Genomic DNA, 15265 nt, shown 5'->3' on the forward strand with positions numbered 1-15265 from the left:
ACTGTGACGGACACCCGGGGGCCTCAGCCCCAGTACGAGGGTTACGCGACCGGGCCGTTGCCCGGTGAGCGCGAGCCCGCAGCGGGGCAGGCGAGCGGGCCGTACCACCCGCCGCAGGCATACCCCTCGCCCGCGGGCGGGACCCAGGGCGGCCGGCCGCACGGCACGCAGGGTGGTACGCAGGGCGCCGGCGCCGCGCAGGCGGCCCGGCGGCCGCGGACGGGGGCGCGGACGACTCCGCGTACCCGCAAGGCGCGTCTGCGGGTGGCCAAGGCCGACCCGTGGTCGGTGATGAAGGTGAGCTTCCTGCTCTCCATCGCGCTCGGTATCTGCACGGTGGTGGCGTCGGCGGTCCTGTGGATGGTGATGGACGCGATGGGCGTCTTCGAGACCGTGGGCGGCACGATCAGCGAGGCCACCGGTTCGAACGACAGCGGCGGCTTCGATCTCCAGTCGTTCCTGTCGCTTCCGCGGGTCCTCGTCTTCACCTCGGTCATCGCGGTGATCGACGTCGTGCTGGCGACCGCGCTGGCGACGCTGGGCTCCTTCATCTACAACCTGTCGGCGGGCTTCGTGGGCGGCGTCGAGCTCACGCTGGCCGAGGACGAGTAGAGCGCGGAGTATCGATTTTGGGACTGGCCCCGACGTGCGCTAATCTTCAGAAGTCAGCGCGCAGCGCGGCGGGGCTATAGCTCAGTTGGTTAGAGCGCATCCCTGATAAGGATGAGGCCACAGGTTCAAATCCTGTTAGCCCCACAGTGACAACAGAAGGCCCGGTATCTCCTCGGAGACACCGGGCCTTCTGCGTGTGATCGGTGCGGTGCGCGCTCGGTGCGGGTGCGTGGGGTGCGGACTCGTGCATGGGGTGCGGGGGGTGCGTCGGGCCGAGGAGGTTCTGCTGTCCTCTGCTGAATCGTCTGCCGTCGTCTGCTGTCCTCGCGCCGGGAGGGGCAGGACGGGCTTGGAGCGTACGAAGGAGCCCCCGTCCGGTGCGAACCGGCCCGGGGGCTCTGTACGTCAGTTGTGCGGCTCTCACGGGGGGAGGAGGGATGCGTCCCCCGCCGGGGCTCCGTGGATGGCGTGGGCGGTGTTCCTGGATTCCGTGGCGTCCGTCGTGTCCGCGGACAGATGCCGGGCGGCGGGTGAGGAGCCGTGTGCCTCGGCGCGGATGCGCTGCTTCGTCGTGGGTGGCAGCGCCCTGTCACGCGGAAGGGTCCAGCGGACCGACGGAGTGGTCGCGGTTGCCGCGGTCGCACCCGTGTGCTCCTGGTTCGTGGTGGTCGGCTCCGGGGCGTTCGGCTCCGTGGCCGCCGCCGGGGTGCTCATGAGCCCCAGTGCGGCGAGGAGGGCGAAGCAGGCGGTGATGAAGGCGGTCCAGATGCTCTTGGCCTTGAAGGTGCTCATGGCCCCTCGCTTTCGGGTGGTCCGGTTTGCTTACCTTTCTGATGATGTGGATGCGGTCCTTGATTTCGTGGACCGACGCCGCGGATCCGCCGATCTTCAGATGAACACCACTCGTCTGGTGCAACCGGCCTCGACGGGCTTGCGAGGGGCGGCCGGCGCGGGCGTGATCTCCGGCCGGATCGGTTCTCGGGTGATCGCTTTTCCCCGGGCGCCAATTGGGTCGCAGGTAGGTCACCGATCGATATCGGCCGGTGTGTATAGTCGGGCGGCAGAAGTCCCCTACGTCAAGGAAAGACGAGGTCGCGCGGTGAAGAAGCTTCTCCTGGTCGCACTGGCCGCCATCGGCGGGCTCCTCGTGTACCGCCAGATCCAGGCGGATCGCGCCGAGCAGGATCTGTGGACGGAGGCGACTGACTCCGTGCCCGCAGGTTCGGGTGTGTGAGACAGAACAGCCTGATTGCGGGCCCCGGTCGCTGAGCGGCCGGGGCTTCGTGCTGTTGCGGGACCGTGACGCCTGTGCTCTTGAGTTCACCTAAGCAAATCAATAGGTTGCGGGAGCAAAAGGTTCGGCTTTTTCGGTCGGGGGGCACGCGTGAGGACACAGGATCACTGCCGCCGCACTGCGGTTGCGGGGGCATGGATCGGCGGGGCGCTGCTCGCCCTGGTGGCGGGGGCCGTGCCGGCCTCGGCGGCCGCACCCGGCGCTTCGCAGGAGACGGGCGCCGGCCCGGGCGGCAGCCTGGTCATGGTGCTCGACTCGTCCGGCTCCATGGCGGACGACGACGGTACGGGGCGTACCCGGATGGAGAGTGCCCGTACGGCCGTCGGCACCGTCGTCGACAGCCTTCCCGACGGATATCCGACCGGGCTGCGGGTGTACGGCGCCGACCGCCCCCGGGGCTGCGCGGACACCAGGCTCGTACAGCCGGTCCGGAGGCTCGACCGGACGGCCGTGAAGCGGGCCGTGGCGGCCGTGGAGCCCAGGGGCGACACTCCCATCGGGCTGTCTTTGCGCAGGGCCGCAGAGGACCTTCCGCGGCCCGCGGGCGGAGCCGTCGGTACGCGCACGATCCTGCTGATCTCCGACGGCGAGGACAACTGCGGTGCGCCGCGGCCCTGCGAGGTTGCCGAGCAGCTGGCCAGGGAGGGGATCGGGCTGCGGATCGACGCGGTCGGCTTCCAGGTGGAGGGCGCGGCCCGTGAGCAGCTCGAATGCGTTGCGGCGGCGGGCAACGGCCGCTACTACGACGCGCCGGACGCCGCGGCACTGGCCCGGCAGCTGCAACGGGCGTCCCAGCTCTCCGCGGACGGCTACCGGTTCCGGGGCGAGCGGGTCGAGGGCGCGGCGACGCGTGCGGGGGCGCCCGTGCTCGTACCCGGGCAGTATCTGGACACCATCGGGCCCGCTGAGAAGCGGTACTACGCCGTCGGTCTGGATGCCGTTTCGACGGCGGACTTCTCGGTGACGGCGGTGCCGCAGCCCGGGGCGGCCGTCGACACGTTCGACGCGCTGCGCACCAGCATCGCGTACGGCACCGACAGTTCGTGCGTCACGGACACCGCGCACTTCAACCAGAAGGAGGGTACGACCCCGCTGACCTCGGCCGTCGCCCGTATCCCGGCGGAGCAGGGCACCCGGGCCTGCGACCGGGCGGGGCGGTACTGGCTGGTGGTGGAGCGGGAGAGCAAGAAGGGCTCCGACGCAGCGCGTTGGCCGCTCGAACTCGTCCACGGGGTGGAGGCGCCGCTGGAGAAGGGGGTCACGCCCGCCCAGTCGCAGCCGGAGTACGGCAAGGGCGGCAAGGACGCCGTGCTGCCCGCCGGCGACCCACGCGATGTGCGGGGCGGTACCGGCTTCAACGACGCCGAGGAACTCGGCCCGGGCATATGGCGCGACCGGATCCTTCCGTCGCAGACCCTCTGGTACAAGGTCCCGGCCGGCTGGGGCCAGCAGGTGCGCTACGACGTGGAGTTCGCGAACGAGCCCACGGTGGGGAGCGGCGCCTCCACGTACTCGTACGGCGCGACGCAGCTGTTCACTCCCGCTCGTTTCCCGCTCACCGGAGGCAGCGAGTTCACCCCGAGGACCATGTACAACGGCCGTCCGTCGGTGGTCAGGATGGGCGGGGTGCCGGTCGCCTGGACCAATCGGTACGAGTACCGCTCCGCCGTCCAGCCCGTGCACGCCGGGGGCGACTTCTACATCTCGGTGACGCTGGGGGCGGGGGCCGCCGAGATCGCGGAGAACGCGCGGATCGGGGTGGTGCTGCGGGTGTCGGTGCTCGGCGACGAGCTGGCCGGCCCCGAGCACCATGCTGCTGTCGTGGCCAAGAAGGGGGACAAGAAGGGCAATTCGAGCAGCGTCGGAGACAGCAGCGGTACGGGCGGGGCAGGATGGACCGGCATTGCGGCCGCTGCCGGGGCGGGCGCCGTGGTGGCGTTGATCGCGGGGCTCGTGTTCGTGCGCGGGCGTCGCGGGCGCGCCGCACAGACGACGAGGGGAAGCGCGTGATGAGGCAGCGCAACAGGGGCCGGGTGGCGCTGGCCGCCGTCGCGGCGATGTGCGCGGCGGCGGTGCCGGGGCAGGCGTACGCGGCCGGGGAGGACGCCGCGTACACCTTCGATCCCGGGGCGAAGAAGGTCAGCGGCGCGGAGGTCAGCACCGAGGCGTCGGCGCTCACGCCCGGATCGGTCTACAAGAGCTCGATCAAGCGCGGCGAGAAGCTCTACTACCGCCTGAACCTCGACGCGAAGACGGACGCGTACGTCTCGGCGGTGGCCGTGCCCAGGGACGGCGGCCAGGTCGCCTACGGGGACGGCATCACGGTCAGCATCAGGGACAGCACGGACCTGCAGTGCAGCTCGGAGGACGCCCGGTTCGAGTCGGCGGAATTCCCGCGTCCGATCGCGGCGTACGCCTACCGGATCACGCAGAAGGACAGCAGTACCTGTCAGGAAGCGGGCACGTACAACGTCCTGATCGAGCGGGAGAGCAAGGCGACCTCGTCACCCGGCGAGTGGGATCTGGAGCTGCGCTACGAGTCGGAACCGCAGCTGAAATCGGCCGGTTCGATGCCGACCGAGGCACCGGAGAACTGGCCGTCGGCCTCCCCCGAGCCACCCACCGCCGCCCCGCAGAAGCGGTCGGGCGGCACCAGCTACTCCAACGCGACCAGTCTGGACACGGGCGAGTGGCACGACGACATCGCGCCGGGGCGGACCCGCTTCTACCGGGTGCCGGTGGACTGGGGACAGCAGATCTTCGCCACCGCCGTCCTGAGCAACAACAACGCCTCGAACGAGTACATCGGCAGCGCGCTCGCGATGTCCCTGGACAATCCGGCCCATGGCCATGTCGACGACGTGAGCCCGCTGTCGTACTCCGGCAAGCCCGCGTCCGTATCGCTGGACCCGCTGCCTCCGGTGGCGTACGAGAACCGTTACAACTCCACCGGCAGCGTCAGCGCCATGCGGTTCGCCGGCTGGTACTACCTGTCGGTGACGCTCAGCCCGAAGATCGCGAAGTCGTACGGTGACAAGGCGATTCCGCTGATCCTCAGGATCAAGGTGGAGGGGAAGGCGGAGAAGTCGCCGTACGCGGGGGGCGCGGGGATCTTCTCGGTCACGCAGGACGACAGGGACATGGCCAAGAGCGGCCGGAGCGATTCCGAGGCGGCCAGGAGCAACACCATGAGAGCGGTCGGCGTGGCCGGGATCAGCGCGGGTGCCGTGCTGATGCTCGGGCTCGGCGTGTGGACGCTGCTGGCACGGCGCCGCGCGGTGGCCGCCCCGATGGGTCCGGCGGCTACGGCGGGTCCGGAGGCCTTCGCGGCTTCGGTGGGACCGGCAGTTCCGCCCGGCTCGAACGGTCCGGCCGCGGGCGGACCGGGCGGGGGCGGACAACCGCCCTACGGAGGCCCGCCGCAGGCCTGGTAGCGGGGCCGGAACCGCGGCCGCCCACGGCGGCGGGGCTCCGGCCGACGACGTACTCAGCTCTGGGTCAGCGCCCAGACACCCACGGCGAAAAAGATCAGCGCCACCAGCAGGACCGGGACCGCCACCTTCGGGGGCGGTCCCGGACGCTTCTGCGGCACGCGCGCGGCAGATCCCGATCCCGCGGCGGGAACCTGCGGCTGTCCGGCGGTGTACGCCCGGGTGAGAGCCGGCTCATGGTGCACCGCGGCCGTGGGGGCCCGCGAAGGATCCGGTGCGGGCGCGGCGAACGGGGCAGCCGTGTGCGGAGTGGGAGGCGGGGCCGCCTGTGCCTGCTGGGGCAGCGGTGTGGGCTGCTGCGGAGGCGGCGGAAGGTGAAAGCTGCCCGTCTCGGACATCGGGACCGGAGGCGGGGTGTAGGGCTGCTGTACGGGGTGCTGAGCCGCGGGGCCGGGAGGTACGGGCTGTACGGGGTGCGCGTCCTGCACGGCCGTTCTGGGGGCCGTGACCGGTCCGTCGGGCCCGAAGCCGGCCGGCAGCGGCCCGATTTGGTCGAACACCTCCACCGGCTCGTCGTCGGTGCCGGGTTCGGGCAGCATGTCGACCGCGGCCGTCAGCGCCTTGCGCGCGCCCGTGGCCGTACGGAACCTGGCCTGGGGATCCGGCTGCAGCAGCCCCGCGAGGACCTGCCACAGCGGCTCGGGAATCCCCTCCGGGGCGCTGGGAGTTCCGTACGCGGCGAAGTGCTCGATGATGGCCTGCGCGTCCGGCTTCTTCCCCTGCAGCAGATACAGCGCCACCAGGCCGACCGCGAACAGGTCCGCGGGGAAGTCGGGTTCCGCGCCCATCATCTGCTCCGGCGCGAAGTAACCCGGCGTTCCCACCACGTAGTTGGTCTCGGTGAGGCGCGGCTCGCCCTTGCGCATGGAGATACCGAAGTCGGACAGCCGTAGATGCGGCCGCCCGGTGCCGGTGGCCTCCATCAGGATGTTGGCGGGTTTGATGTCCCGGTGCACGACGCCCTCCGCATGCACCGTCGACAGCCCGGACAGCAGCTGGTCGAGCAGCGTGCAGACGAAACGAGGGGGCAGCGGTCCGTAGTCGCCGATGACATGGGCCAGTGAACCGCCGCTCACCAGATCCATGGTGAACAGGACCTTGTCGTCGTCCGCGGCCCAGCTGGCCGGGGCGAGGACATGCGGATGCTCGATCCGCAGCGCCTGCTCGCGGACGAAGCGCAGCAGCGTGTGCGCGTCGCTCTGCTGGAGGACCTTGGCCGCCACATAACGGCGGCGTCGGTGGTCCCAGGCGCGCCAGACGGCGCCGACCCCACCACGTCCGATCGGATCGATCAGTTCGTACCGACCGGCGAAGACCTCACCCATTGCGCTGCGCCCGCTCCCAGTTCCTGTTCCGGCTCGTGCCCGGCTCTCGGGGGTAGTGCCCTAGGACCTCGGACAGGCCCTAGCCCTGGTGTCCCTCGTAGTGCGCCACCGCGTCCGCGGTGCGCCCCGCGCCGTACACCTTGAGGAACTCTGCCAGCTCCGGGTGGGTCGGGGCGAGGGAGTCGGCGGCATCGATGATGTCACCGGCGGCTGCGACGGACCGCAGCAGCGACTGGATCTCGCGCACCACGCGCCGGACGGTCGGGGCGCCGCCGGTGTTGGAGGTCTGGCTGGTGGCGGTGAGGACGGAGCCGCCCTGGGACTTCTTGATCTCTTCCATGCGGTCGGTGGCCTCTCCCGCGCTGGTGCTGCCGTCGGCGACCTGACCGGCCAGTTCCTGGAGCGCCTGGACGCGCTGGACGACCGCGGGGTTGCCGATCTTCGCCCGCTGGCCGCTCATCAGCTGGGAGAGCATGGGAGCGGACAGCCCGAGGACCGCGGCGAGCCGGGCCTGGTTCAGGCCGAGATCATCGATCAGCCGGCGGAAGAGCGCCCCGAGAGGCTCTCCGTACCAACTGCGCTGAAGTTCCCTGGCTCTTGCCGTTGCCTCTTGCTGAGCTGCATCCATGGCGCGTCTCCCCTTCGCTGCGGCTTCGCTGCTGCGAACCTCGTCGAGCATCTTACGGAGCGTGGTCGCCGACCGGGAGTCCCTGTCTTTTTGCAAGATTCCGGGGGGTACCCGGTACTCTGGTCTGCGGCGGTCGCCGAGGCGCTGAAGCGTCCGGTGCTGTCCGTTTTTCGGGGCCTTAGCTCAGTTGGTAGAGCGCTGCCTTTGCAAGGCAGATGTCAGGAGTTCGAATCTCCTAGGCTCCACATCGGTAGAAAGGGTCCCCTGGGCCGCGGAAACGCGGGCCAGGGGACCCTTTTGCGTGGATCGGGGGACCTCTTTGTGTTCATGCACCCGGTCCGGCCGGCTCCGCGAGCCCGAGACTCGGCGCTGATCACCACTCCGTTCGCCCTCGCGCCCTGCCTCGTTCTGCCCAGCTGAACAGGGCGCGTGGCGCGATGTGGCGGCCGTGGTCCATCGGCTGCCGCGTGCCGGCCGTCAGCGGCGGATGAGGCCGAGGTCGGTGGCGGTGGCGACGGCGGCGGTGCGGGAGTCGACGCCGAGCTTGGCGTAGATGTGGGCCAGGTGGGACTTGACGGTGGCCTGGGTGAGGCTGAGCCGGTCGCTGATGCGTTGGTTGGACAGGCCGTCGGCGACCAGACCGAGGATTTCCGTCTCGCGGCGGGTCAGGGCGGTCCGGGGGGTGCGCAGGCGGTTCATGAGCCGGTCGGCGACGGTGGGGGCGAGGGTGGTGCGTCCGGCGGCGGCGGTCCGTACGGCGGCGGCCAGTTCCTCGGGCGGGGCGTCCTTGAGGAGGTAACCGGTGGCGCCCGCTTCGATGGCGGGCAGCGTGTCGGCGTCGGTGTCGTAGGTGGTGACGACCAGGACCCGGGGTGCGCCGGGGCGGGCGGTGATGGCGGCGGTGGCCTGGGAGCCGTTCATGCCCGGACCGAACTGCAGGTCCATCAGAACGACGTCGATGTCGAGTTCGCCGGCCAGGGTGACGGCTTCCTCGGCCGTGGCGGCCTCGGCCACGATGGTGAAGTCCGGTTCGGTCTCCAGTACGGCACGCAGTCCCGCCCGTACGACGGGGTGGTCGTCGGCGAGCAGCAGACGGATGGGGGTGTCGGTCACGGCTGGGCCTCGTCGTCGGGTCGGGGTGCCGGGTGGGCGGGGAGTTGCGCTGCGAGGGCGCTGCCGCGGCCGGGGGCGGATTCGATGCTGAGGGTGCCGCCGAGGGCGCGGGTGCGGGCGCGCATGGCGGCCAGTCCGAAACCGCCGGTGGCCGGATCGGGAGCGGGCAGGCGGGTGGGATCGAAGCCGGTGCCGTCGTCGACGACGTCGAGGGCCACCTCGTCGTCGAGGTAGCTGAGAGTCACCTCGGCGGTGGTGGCGTGTGCGTGGCGGACGGTGTTGGACAGCGCGGACTGCGCGATGCGCAGCAGGGCGACTTCGTGGGCGGTGGGCAGGGGCACGGGCTCGCCGGTGAGGTGGAAGCGGGCGGTGAGGGGGTGCTGGGTGCTGGTCGTGGCGCACAGCCGTTCCAGGGCTCCGGCCAGGGTGGTGCCTTCCAGGGCGGGCGGGGTGAGGGCCGCGACGAACCGGCGGGCTTCGGCGAGGTTGTCCACGGACGTCTGGCGGGCCTGGTCGATGTAGCGCTCGGCGGCCTCGGGCCGGGCGGGCAGGGCGCGTTCGGCGGCACGCAGGAGCAACTGGATGCTGGACAGGCCCTGGGCGAGGGTGTCATGGATCTCGCGGGCGAGGCGTTCACGTTCGGCCAGGACGCCGGCGGTGTGCTGGGCGGCGGCCAGGTCGGCGCGGGTGGTGGTGAGCTCCTCGATCAGCCGTCGGCGCTGTTCGCTCTCCCGGTACAGGGCCTGATAGCCCCACACCACGGCCACGGCGACGGCCGCACCCAGTGCCGGGCCGATCGCGGTGGCAGCCGCGAAGGCGCCCTGGTGGGCGGAGAAGGCCGTGATCGCCGCGACGGCGGTGACGACGACCGAAATCAGGCCGCCGCGGCGAGTCAGCAGATGGAGCTGGAGGAAATACAGCGGGAACGCCAGCCACACCGCGTCGGCGGTCAGGGCCAGCAGAACCAGCCAGACGGCGCCCACCACGGCCAGCCACAGCGCGGCGGCCCGGCGGGAGCGGCTGATACGGGGCAGCAGCGGGCCCACCGCGTACGCCACCCCCAGCGCCGTACAGACGGCGACGACGAGGCCCGCCCGGGATTCCCCCGTGCCCAGGGCCCGGACCACGGTCAGGGCGAGCAGACCGATGACCAGCAGGTGCAGGCACCAGGCCAGTGCCCTGGTGGTGGGAGTGAGGGTGCTCATGAGGCACCCAGTCTACGGAAACGGTCCATACCGGGCATCAATCAAAAGGTGGAGGGCCGGCGCCGCCCTTTGATTCCAAAAGTCCGATCCTGGGCGCGATGCCTCGGCACGGGGGCGGCGGCGAGGGTGGGGACGTACCGATTCCACCACGTGAAGACGTACCGATTCCACCACGTGAAAGGGCAGGCCGGAACATGTTCGTCGCCTGGAGAGACCTCCGGTTCGCCAAGGGGCGCTTCGCCTTGATGGGAACCGTCATCGTGCTGATCACGCTGCTGGTCGGGCTGCTGTCCGGGCTGACCGCCGGGCTCGGCCGGCAGAACATCTCCGCGATCACGGGCCTGTCCGCCGACAGGATCGCTTTCGCCGCTCCGAGCAGCGGGCAGGACGTGTCGTACTCCAATTCCACGGTCACCCGTGAGCAGTGGAAGCGGTGGGCCGAGGCACCCGGGGTGAGCAGCGCCGAGCCGCTGGGCATCTCCACCACCAAGGCCACCGCGGGCGGCCGGAGCGAGGGTGTGTCCGTCTTCGGCGTCCGGCCCGGCTCCGGCCTGGCCCCGGACGGCGGGAAGATCGACGACCGTTCGGTGGTGCTGTCCACTGCCGCCGCCGACGGCCTCGGTGCGAAGCCGGGTGACACGGTCACCGTCGCCGGCCGGCGGCTGACCGTCGCCGCCACGAGCGGGGACGCCTCCTTCAGCCACACCCCCGTCATCTGGACCAGCCTCACCACCTGGCAGAAGACCGCTCCGCCGACCGGCGGCCCCGCCGCGACCGTCATCGCACTCACGACCACGTCGGGCGCCGAGGTGAACGCGACCGACAAGGCCTTGGGCACCAAGACGGTGTCCAAGGACGACTCGCTGTCCGCGATCGGCTCCTACACCTCCGAGAACGGCTCCCTGCAGCTGATGCGCGGCTTCCTGTTCGCCATCTCCGCGCTGGTCATCGGCGCGTTCTTCACGGTGTGGACCATCCAGCGCAGCGGTGATGTCGCCGTCCTCAAGGCCCTGGGCGCCTCCACCGCCGACCTCCTGAAGGACGCCCTCGGCCAGGCCGTCGTCCTGCTGGTGGGCGGCACCCTGCTCGGCACCGGTATCGCCGTCGCTGTCGGCTCCGCCGTGTCCGGCTCGGCCGTGCCCTTCCTCCTCACCCCGGCAACCGTCCTCGTCCCGGCCGCCGTGATGATCCTTCTCGGCGCGCTCGGGGCCGCCCTGTCCATCCGCCGCATCACTTCCGTCGACCCGCTGACCGCCCTGGGGAGCGCACGATGAGCCTGAACCTGACCGACATCACCCTGACCTACCCCGACGGCGAGAGCCGCCTCACCGCCCTTGACCGGGTCGGCCTCGACGTCCCCAAGGGCAGCCTCACCGCCGTCGTCGGCCCCTCCGGCTCCGGCAAGTCCAGCCTCCTCGCCGTCGCCGCCACCCTCATCACCCCCGAGGCCGGCACCGTCACCATCGACGGCGTCAGCACCACCGGCATGACCCGCGGCGAACTGACCGACCTGCGCCGTCACAAGATCGGCATCGTCTTTCAGCAGCCCAACCTGCTGCCCTCCCTCACCGCGGCCGAACAGCTTCAGGTCATGGCCCGGATAGACGGCCGTTCCCCGTCCTCGGCCCGCCCGCGCGCGATGGAACTGCTGGACGCCGTAGGCCTGGCCGACCAGGCGGGCCGACGCCCCCACCAGCTCTCCGGCGGCCAGCGCCAGCGCATCAACATCGCCCGCGCCCTGATGAACGACCCCACCGTCCTCCTGGTCGACGAACCCACCAGCGCCCTGGACCACGAACGCGGCGCCGCCGTCATCGACCTGATCACCCGGCTCACCCACCAACAGGCCACCGCCACCGTCCTCGTCACCCACGACCGCGCCCACCTCACCGCCGTCGACCAGATCGCCGAAGTCCACGACGGACGCCTCACCCTGCCCGCACCCGCCTGCTGACCACGCCGACGCCGACGGCGGCCCCGCACGGCCGGGCGCGACGGCCGGCCGGCCGCGACCGGACCCGTGCGGACCTCCCCGATGGTGGCGCCGCTCCGGGCGCGATGCGATGGACGGGTGACGAAGCACCGTCTTTCGCACCGGTGGGCCGAACTGCCCCCCGCCGCCGGGACCGCAGTGATGGCCACCGGCATCATCTCCGTAGGCCTGTCGCTGACCGGCCACCCCGTTCTCTCCGCGGTCCTGCTCGCGCCGGCCGCCGGGCTGTGGCTGCTGCTCGCCGTGGACTTCAGCCGACGGCTGCTGCGCGACCGGGCCCGCTGGATCGCCGAGGCCGGCACTCCGCCCGCCATCACCGCCGTCGCCGCGACCTGCGTACTCGGCACCCGCCTGGCCCTGCTCGACCGGTACGTCCTCGCCGCCTCCCTGCTCGTCGTCGCGGCGCTCGCGTGGCCGGGGCTGCTGCTCGCGGACGTCCGCCACTGGCGCCGGCGGATGCCGGGTGCGGTCTTCCTCGTCTGCGTCGCCACCGAAGGGCTCGCCGTACTGGCGGGCACGCTCGCCCCGGCGTACGGCACCTGGCTCGTCAGGGCGGGGTTCGCGCTGTTCTGCCTCGGCGTGCTCCTCTATCCCGTGGCGCTCCACCACTTCGCTCTCCGGCAGGTCGTCACCGGAGGCGGCGACCAGTGGGTCGCCGGGGGCGCGCCGGCGATTTTCGCCCTGGCCGGGTCAAAACTTCTGACGTCCCCCGTCTGGACCGGCGGTGCCCACACCGCTCTTCGCGCGGCGACGCTCGTCCTGCTCGCTCTCGCCTTCGCCTGGTACCTCGTCCTGGCCGCCGCCGAACTCGCCCGTCCTCGTCCGCACTACGACATCCGCCGCTGGTCCACGGTCTTCCCCCTGGGCATGGTCGCCGTCGCCTCCCTCTCCTCCGCCTCGGCCACCGGCATCCACCAGCTCGCGACCGCCGGCCGCGCTCTGCTGTGGATCGCCGCCCTCGTATGGCTGCTCACCGCCGCCGGACTGCTGCGGCAGATCCGGCGGGGAGCAGACGGATGAGCGGCGTGTTCCGGGTCGCGAGCGGGCCGCCGACGGGTGGCTGTGGCTGTCCCCGTCGCGGTGGCGCCGTGGGGACGGCCTCCCTTTCCGCTTCCGCGGAGGCGGGCGGCTCCGGCCGAGGGCGCCCCGGCCGTATCCACAGGTAGTGGACGCCCGTGAGGAGCGCGAGCCATACGACGCCGACGACCAGGGCGATCCGGGTGCTGTCGTAGAAGCCGAGAACGATCACGATGCCGATCATGAAGGCGATGGTGACCAGCCGGCCGTACGGCCAGAAGGGGGCCGGGAACTTCAGGGCCGCCGCCTCCTGCGGTGTCATCCGCCGCCGGCGTCCAGGGCGCGCAGCGGTCCCGGCAGCGCCATCGACGCGAGGGCCCGACGCAGGGCGCCCGGACCGGCCGCCGCGCCCCGGCGTCCCTTGTTGCGGTGTACGCCCTCGTCGCTGCGGAAGGCGGCGAACGCCACGTCCCCCGGTTCGGCCCAGCGCGGGCAGGCGCCCGCGGTCATGCGACGGCTCACCCGCAACGGCGTGCCCGGCTGTTCCGCACTGCGGACAGGCTCGGGGTGCGCTGCCTTCCGGACACCGGGTGCGGGCTGCTCGACCTGCCGCGTACCGAGAAGTTCGTCGACGACTTCCTCGCGAGCTGTGACGTCGTGCATCTGAGCATCGACCTCGACGTGCTCCCCGCAGCCGTCGCACCGGGCGTCAGCGCCCCAGCCGCCTACGGCGTGCAGATGGACGTCATCGAGCGCGTCTGCGCCAAGGTGGCCGCGAGCGGCAAGCTTGCCGTGTGCGACATCGCCGAGCTGAACCCGGACCTCGATGTCGACCAGCGCACGGCGCGCGCCGGCGCGCGCCTGATTAACCGCATGGTGACCTCGCGGAGCGCGGCGCCCCGCACGGTGTGACCGCGGGCGGGGACGGCGCGAACCGGCGCGCCGGCCCGCGAGAGCGGCGCGCCGGTGCACGCCCCGTGGTGCCCTGTGCGCGCTGCCCGGAGAGTCACTCGCCGGGCAGCGCGCACAGGTGGTTCAGGCCAGGGGGCCGGTGACGGACTCCGCGGCCGCGATCGCACCGCCGGAGGCGACGTACTGCACGGTGGCCTCGATCTCGGGAGCGAGCCAGCGGTCGGGGCCGGGGCCCTCGACCGTCTCGCGCAAACCGTCGCGTACCGCTGCGGTGGCGGGCGACGGCGTCAGCGGAGCGCGCATGTCCAGCGCGCGGGCCGCGGTGTAGACCTCCACCGCGAGGACGCGGCCGAGGCCGTCCAGCGCGCGGCGCAGCTTGCGGGCCGCGGACCAGCCCATGGAGACGTGGTCCTCCTGCATGGCGCTGGAGGGGATGGAGTCGACGGAGGCGGGGGTGGCCAGCCGCTTCAGCTCGGAGACGATCGCAGCCTGCGTGTACTGGGCGATCATGTGGCCGGAGTCGACGCCCGGGTCGTCCGCCAGGAAGGCGTTCAGCCCGTGGTTACGGGCCGGGTCCAGGAACCGGTCCGTACGACGCTCGGCGACCGAGGCCAGGTCGGCGACGGAAATGGCGAGGAAGTCCAGCACACAGGCGACCGGCGCACCGTGGAAGTTGCCGTTGCTCTCCACCCGGCCGTCCAGCGTGACCACCGGGTTGTCGACGGCGCTCGCCAGCTCCCGGGCGGCCACCAGCTCGGCGTGCGCGAGGGTGTCGCGGACCGCGCCGTGCACCTGCGGCGAGCAGCGCAGCGAGTACGCGTCCTGCACCCGCGTGCACTCCGGCGTGCGGTGGCTGGCGACGATGCCCGAGTCGGCGAGCAGGGCCCGCAGGTTCGCGGCGCTGTCGGCCTGGCCCGGGTGCGGGCGGAGCGCCTGGAGATCGGCCGCGAACACGGCGTCCGTACCGAGCTGGCCCTCGACACTCATGGCGGCGGCGATGTCGGCGGTGCGCAGCAGCCGGCGCAGATCGTGGGCGGCCAGCACCAGCATGCCGAGCATGCCGTCGGTGCCGTTGATCAGCGCGAGACCCTCCTTCTCCTCCAGCACGACCGGGGTGACCCCGGCGGCGGCGAGCGCCTCGGCGGCCGGCTTGAGCATGCCGTCGGCGTCGCGGACCGTGCCCTCGCCCATGACGGCGAGGGCACAGTGGGCGAGCGGGGCCAGGTCGCCGGAGCAGCCGAGCGAGCCGTACTCGTGGACAACGGGGGTGATACCGGCGTTGAGCAGCGCGGCATAGGCCTCGGCGGTCTCCGTGCGCACACCGGTACGGCCGGTCGCCAGCGTCGACAGACGCAGCAGCATGAGCGCACGGACGACCTCGCGCTCGACCTCGGGGCCGGAACCCGCGGCATGCGAGCGCACCAGGCTGCGCTGCAGCTGCGCGCGCAGTTCGCCGGGGATGTGGCGGGTGGCCAGCGCCCCGAATCCGGTGGAGACGCCGTAGTGCGGCACCACCTCGCCGGCCAGGCCCCGGATCACCTCACGGCTGCGGGCGATCTCCTTCAATGCCTCCGGCGACAGCGCCACCGGAGTTCCCAGCCGGGCAACGGACACGACATCGTCGGCAGAGAGCGGGCCGACACCAACATCAACAGTCATGTCTCCATGAAGCCGG

The 15265-nt window shown here is 71.8% G+C and carries 16 protein-coding genes and 2 tRNA genes; 10 read left to right on the forward strand and 8 right to left on the reverse strand.

What is annotated here, in order from left to right:
* The first annotated feature begins 3 nt into the window (after positions 1 to 3).
* On the forward strand, positions 4 to 612 hold the full coding sequence (locus ACFVV1_RS04800) for a DUF3566 domain-containing protein (protein ID WP_389984477.1): 609 nt from the start codon (positions 4 to 6) through the stop codon (positions 610 to 612).
* Positions 613 to 682: 70 nt separating this feature from the next.
* Positions 683 to 756 (forward strand) — tRNA-Ile (locus ACFVV1_RS04805).
* Between the two features lie 276 nt (positions 757 to 1032).
* On the opposite strand, the gene ACFVV1_RS04810 is transcribed toward ACFVV1_RS04805, so the two are convergent.
* On the reverse strand, positions 1033 to 1404 hold the full coding sequence (locus tag ACFVV1_RS04810; RefSeq protein WP_389984480.1) for a DUF6344 domain-containing protein: 372 nt from the start codon (positions 1402 to 1404) through the stop codon (positions 1033 to 1035).
* Positions 1405 to 1711: 307 nt separating this feature from the next.
* On the opposite strand from ACFVV1_RS04810, the gene ACFVV1_RS04815 reads away from it, so the two are divergent.
* From ACFVV1_RS04815 to ACFVV1_RS04825, 3 genes are all read left to right on the forward strand, one after another.
* The gene (locus ACFVV1_RS04815) at positions 1712 to 1846 is read left to right on the forward strand and encodes a DLW-39 family protein (protein ID WP_003958712.1); all 135 of its coding nucleotides are present in this window, start codon (positions 1712 to 1714) and stop codon (positions 1844 to 1846) included.
* 150 nt (positions 1847 to 1996) lie between these two features.
* A complete protein-coding gene (locus tag ACFVV1_RS04820; protein ID WP_389984483.1) occupies positions 1997 to 3916 on the forward strand; it encodes a VWA domain-containing protein in 1920 nt (639 codons plus the stop codon).
* Positions 3916 to 5340, forward strand: a complete 1425-nt coding sequence (locus tag ACFVV1_RS04825) for a hypothetical protein (RefSeq protein ID WP_389984486.1) — start codon at positions 3916 to 3918, stop codon at positions 5338 to 5340. Before ACFVV1_RS04820 ends, ACFVV1_RS04825 begins: the two co-directional genes overlap by 1 nt.
* 53 nt (positions 5341 to 5393) lie before the next feature.
* Here ACFVV1_RS04825 and ACFVV1_RS04830 read toward each other — a convergent pair whose 3' ends face one another.
* Both ACFVV1_RS04830 and ACFVV1_RS04835 read right to left on the reverse strand, forming a co-directional pair.
* Positions 5394 to 6722 (reverse strand): serine/threonine-protein kinase, encoded by a 1329-nt coding sequence (locus tag ACFVV1_RS04830; protein WP_389984489.1) that lies wholly within the window; start codon positions 6720 to 6722, stop codon positions 5394 to 5396.
* 79 nt (positions 6723 to 6801) lie between these two features.
* Positions 6802 to 7350 (reverse strand): helix-turn-helix domain-containing protein, encoded by a 549-nt coding sequence (locus tag ACFVV1_RS04835; protein WP_389984492.1) that lies wholly within the window; start codon positions 7348 to 7350, stop codon positions 6802 to 6804.
* 172 nt (positions 7351 to 7522) lie between these two features.
* Here ACFVV1_RS04835 and ACFVV1_RS04840 point away from each other — a divergent pair.
* Positions 7523 to 7595: transfer RNA gene (locus ACFVV1_RS04840), tRNA-Ala, on the forward strand.
* Between the two features lie 232 nt (positions 7596 to 7827).
* Here the strand turns inward: ACFVV1_RS04840 and ACFVV1_RS04845 are convergent.
* A complete protein-coding gene (locus tag ACFVV1_RS04845; RefSeq protein ID WP_389984494.1) occupies positions 7828 to 8463 on the reverse strand; it encodes a response regulator in 636 nt (211 codons plus the stop codon).
* Positions 8460 to 9668: a sensor histidine kinase gene (locus tag ACFVV1_RS04850; RefSeq protein WP_389984497.1), complete on the reverse strand. Its 1209-nt coding sequence runs from the start codon at positions 9666 to 9668 to the stop codon at positions 8460 to 8462. The genes ACFVV1_RS04845 and ACFVV1_RS04850 overlap by 4 nt, the downstream gene beginning before the upstream one ends.
* Positions 9669 to 9862: 194 nt before the next feature.
* On the opposite strand from ACFVV1_RS04850, the gene ACFVV1_RS04855 reads away from it, so the two are divergent.
* From ACFVV1_RS04855 to ACFVV1_RS04865, 3 genes are all read left to right on the forward strand, one after another.
* A complete protein-coding gene (locus ACFVV1_RS04855; RefSeq protein ID WP_389984500.1) occupies positions 9863 to 10942 on the forward strand; it encodes an ABC transporter permease in 1080 nt (359 codons plus the stop codon).
* Positions 10939 to 11622 (forward strand): ABC transporter ATP-binding protein, encoded by a 684-nt coding sequence (locus ACFVV1_RS04860; protein WP_389984502.1) that lies wholly within the window; start codon positions 10939 to 10941, stop codon positions 11620 to 11622. Before ACFVV1_RS04855 ends, ACFVV1_RS04860 begins: the two co-directional genes overlap by 4 nt.
* A gap of 117 nt (positions 11623 to 11739) precedes the next feature.
* Entirely contained in the window at positions 11740 to 12681 is a 942-nt protein-coding gene (locus ACFVV1_RS04865; protein ID WP_389984505.1) for a tellurite resistance/C4-dicarboxylate transporter family protein, read from the forward strand.
* On the opposite strand, the gene ACFVV1_RS04870 is transcribed toward ACFVV1_RS04865, so the two are convergent.
* Both ACFVV1_RS04870 and ACFVV1_RS04875 read right to left on the reverse strand, forming a co-directional pair.
* Positions 12632 to 13000: a hypothetical protein gene (locus ACFVV1_RS04870; protein ID WP_389984508.1), complete on the reverse strand. Its 369-nt coding sequence runs from the start codon at positions 12998 to 13000 to the stop codon at positions 12632 to 12634. The two genes, ACFVV1_RS04865 and ACFVV1_RS04870, sit on opposite strands and share 50 nt — an antisense overlap.
* Complete coding sequence (locus ACFVV1_RS04875; RefSeq protein WP_389985182.1) at positions 12997 to 13200, reverse strand: hypothetical protein; 204 nt, start codon at positions 13198 to 13200, stop codon at positions 12997 to 12999. Before ACFVV1_RS04875 ends, ACFVV1_RS04870 begins: the two co-directional genes overlap by 4 nt.
* Between ACFVV1_RS04875 and ACFVV1_RS04880 the strand changes: the two genes are divergently transcribed.
* Positions 13108 to 13590, forward strand: a complete 483-nt coding sequence (locus ACFVV1_RS04880; protein ID WP_389985132.1) for an arginase family protein — start codon at positions 13108 to 13110, stop codon at positions 13588 to 13590. The genes ACFVV1_RS04875 and ACFVV1_RS04880 overlap by 93 nt on opposite strands.
* 123 nt (positions 13591 to 13713) lie before the next feature.
* Here ACFVV1_RS04880 and hutH read toward each other — a convergent pair whose 3' ends face one another.
* Positions 13714 to 15249 (reverse strand): histidine ammonia-lyase, encoded by a 1536-nt coding sequence (hutH, locus tag ACFVV1_RS04885; protein WP_389984511.1) that lies wholly within the window; start codon positions 15247 to 15249, stop codon positions 13714 to 13716.
* Between the last annotated feature and the right edge of the window lie 16 nt (positions 15250 to 15265).

Origin of the sequence: Streptomyces sp. NPDC058092, from assembly GCF_042884935.1 — a bacterium.
Lineage (GTDB): Bacteria > Actinomycetota > Actinomycetes > Streptomycetales > Streptomycetaceae > Streptomyces.

Bases quoted from the DNA above. Each gene is read 5' to 3' on its own strand.
- ACFVV1_RS04810 (WP_389984480.1), bottom strand. From the start codon at position 1,404: ATGAGCACCTTCAAGGCCAAGAGCATCTGGACCGCCTTCATCACCGCC.
- ACFVV1_RS04825 (WP_389984486.1), top strand. From the start codon at position 3,916: ATGAGGCAGCGCAACAGGGGCCGGGTGGCGCTGGCCGCCGTCGCGGCG.
- ACFVV1_RS04830 (WP_389984489.1), bottom strand. From the start codon at position 6,722: ATGGGTGAGGTCTTCGCCGGTCGGTACGAACTGATCGATCCGATCGGA.
- ACFVV1_RS04835 (WP_389984492.1), bottom strand. From the start codon at position 7,350: ATGGATGCAGCTCAGCAAGAGGCAACGGCAAGAGCCAGGGAACTTCAG.
- ACFVV1_RS04850 (WP_389984497.1), bottom strand. From the start codon at position 9,668: ATGAGCACCCTCACTCCCACCACCAGGGCACTGGCCTGGTGCCTGCAC.
- ACFVV1_RS04855 (WP_389984500.1), top strand. From the start codon at position 9,863: ATGTTCGTCGCCTGGAGAGACCTCCGGTTCGCCAAGGGGCGCTTCGCC.
- ACFVV1_RS04860 (WP_389984502.1), top strand. From the start codon at position 10,939: ATGAGCCTGAACCTGACCGACATCACCCTGACCTACCCCGACGGCGAG.
- ACFVV1_RS04870 (WP_389984508.1), bottom strand. From the start codon at position 13,000: ATGACACCGCAGGAGGCGGCGGCCCTGAAGTTCCCGGCCCCCTTCTGG.
- hutH (WP_389984511.1), bottom strand. From the start codon at position 15,249: ATGACTGTTGATGTTGGTGTCGGCCCGCTCTCTGCCGACGATGTCGTG.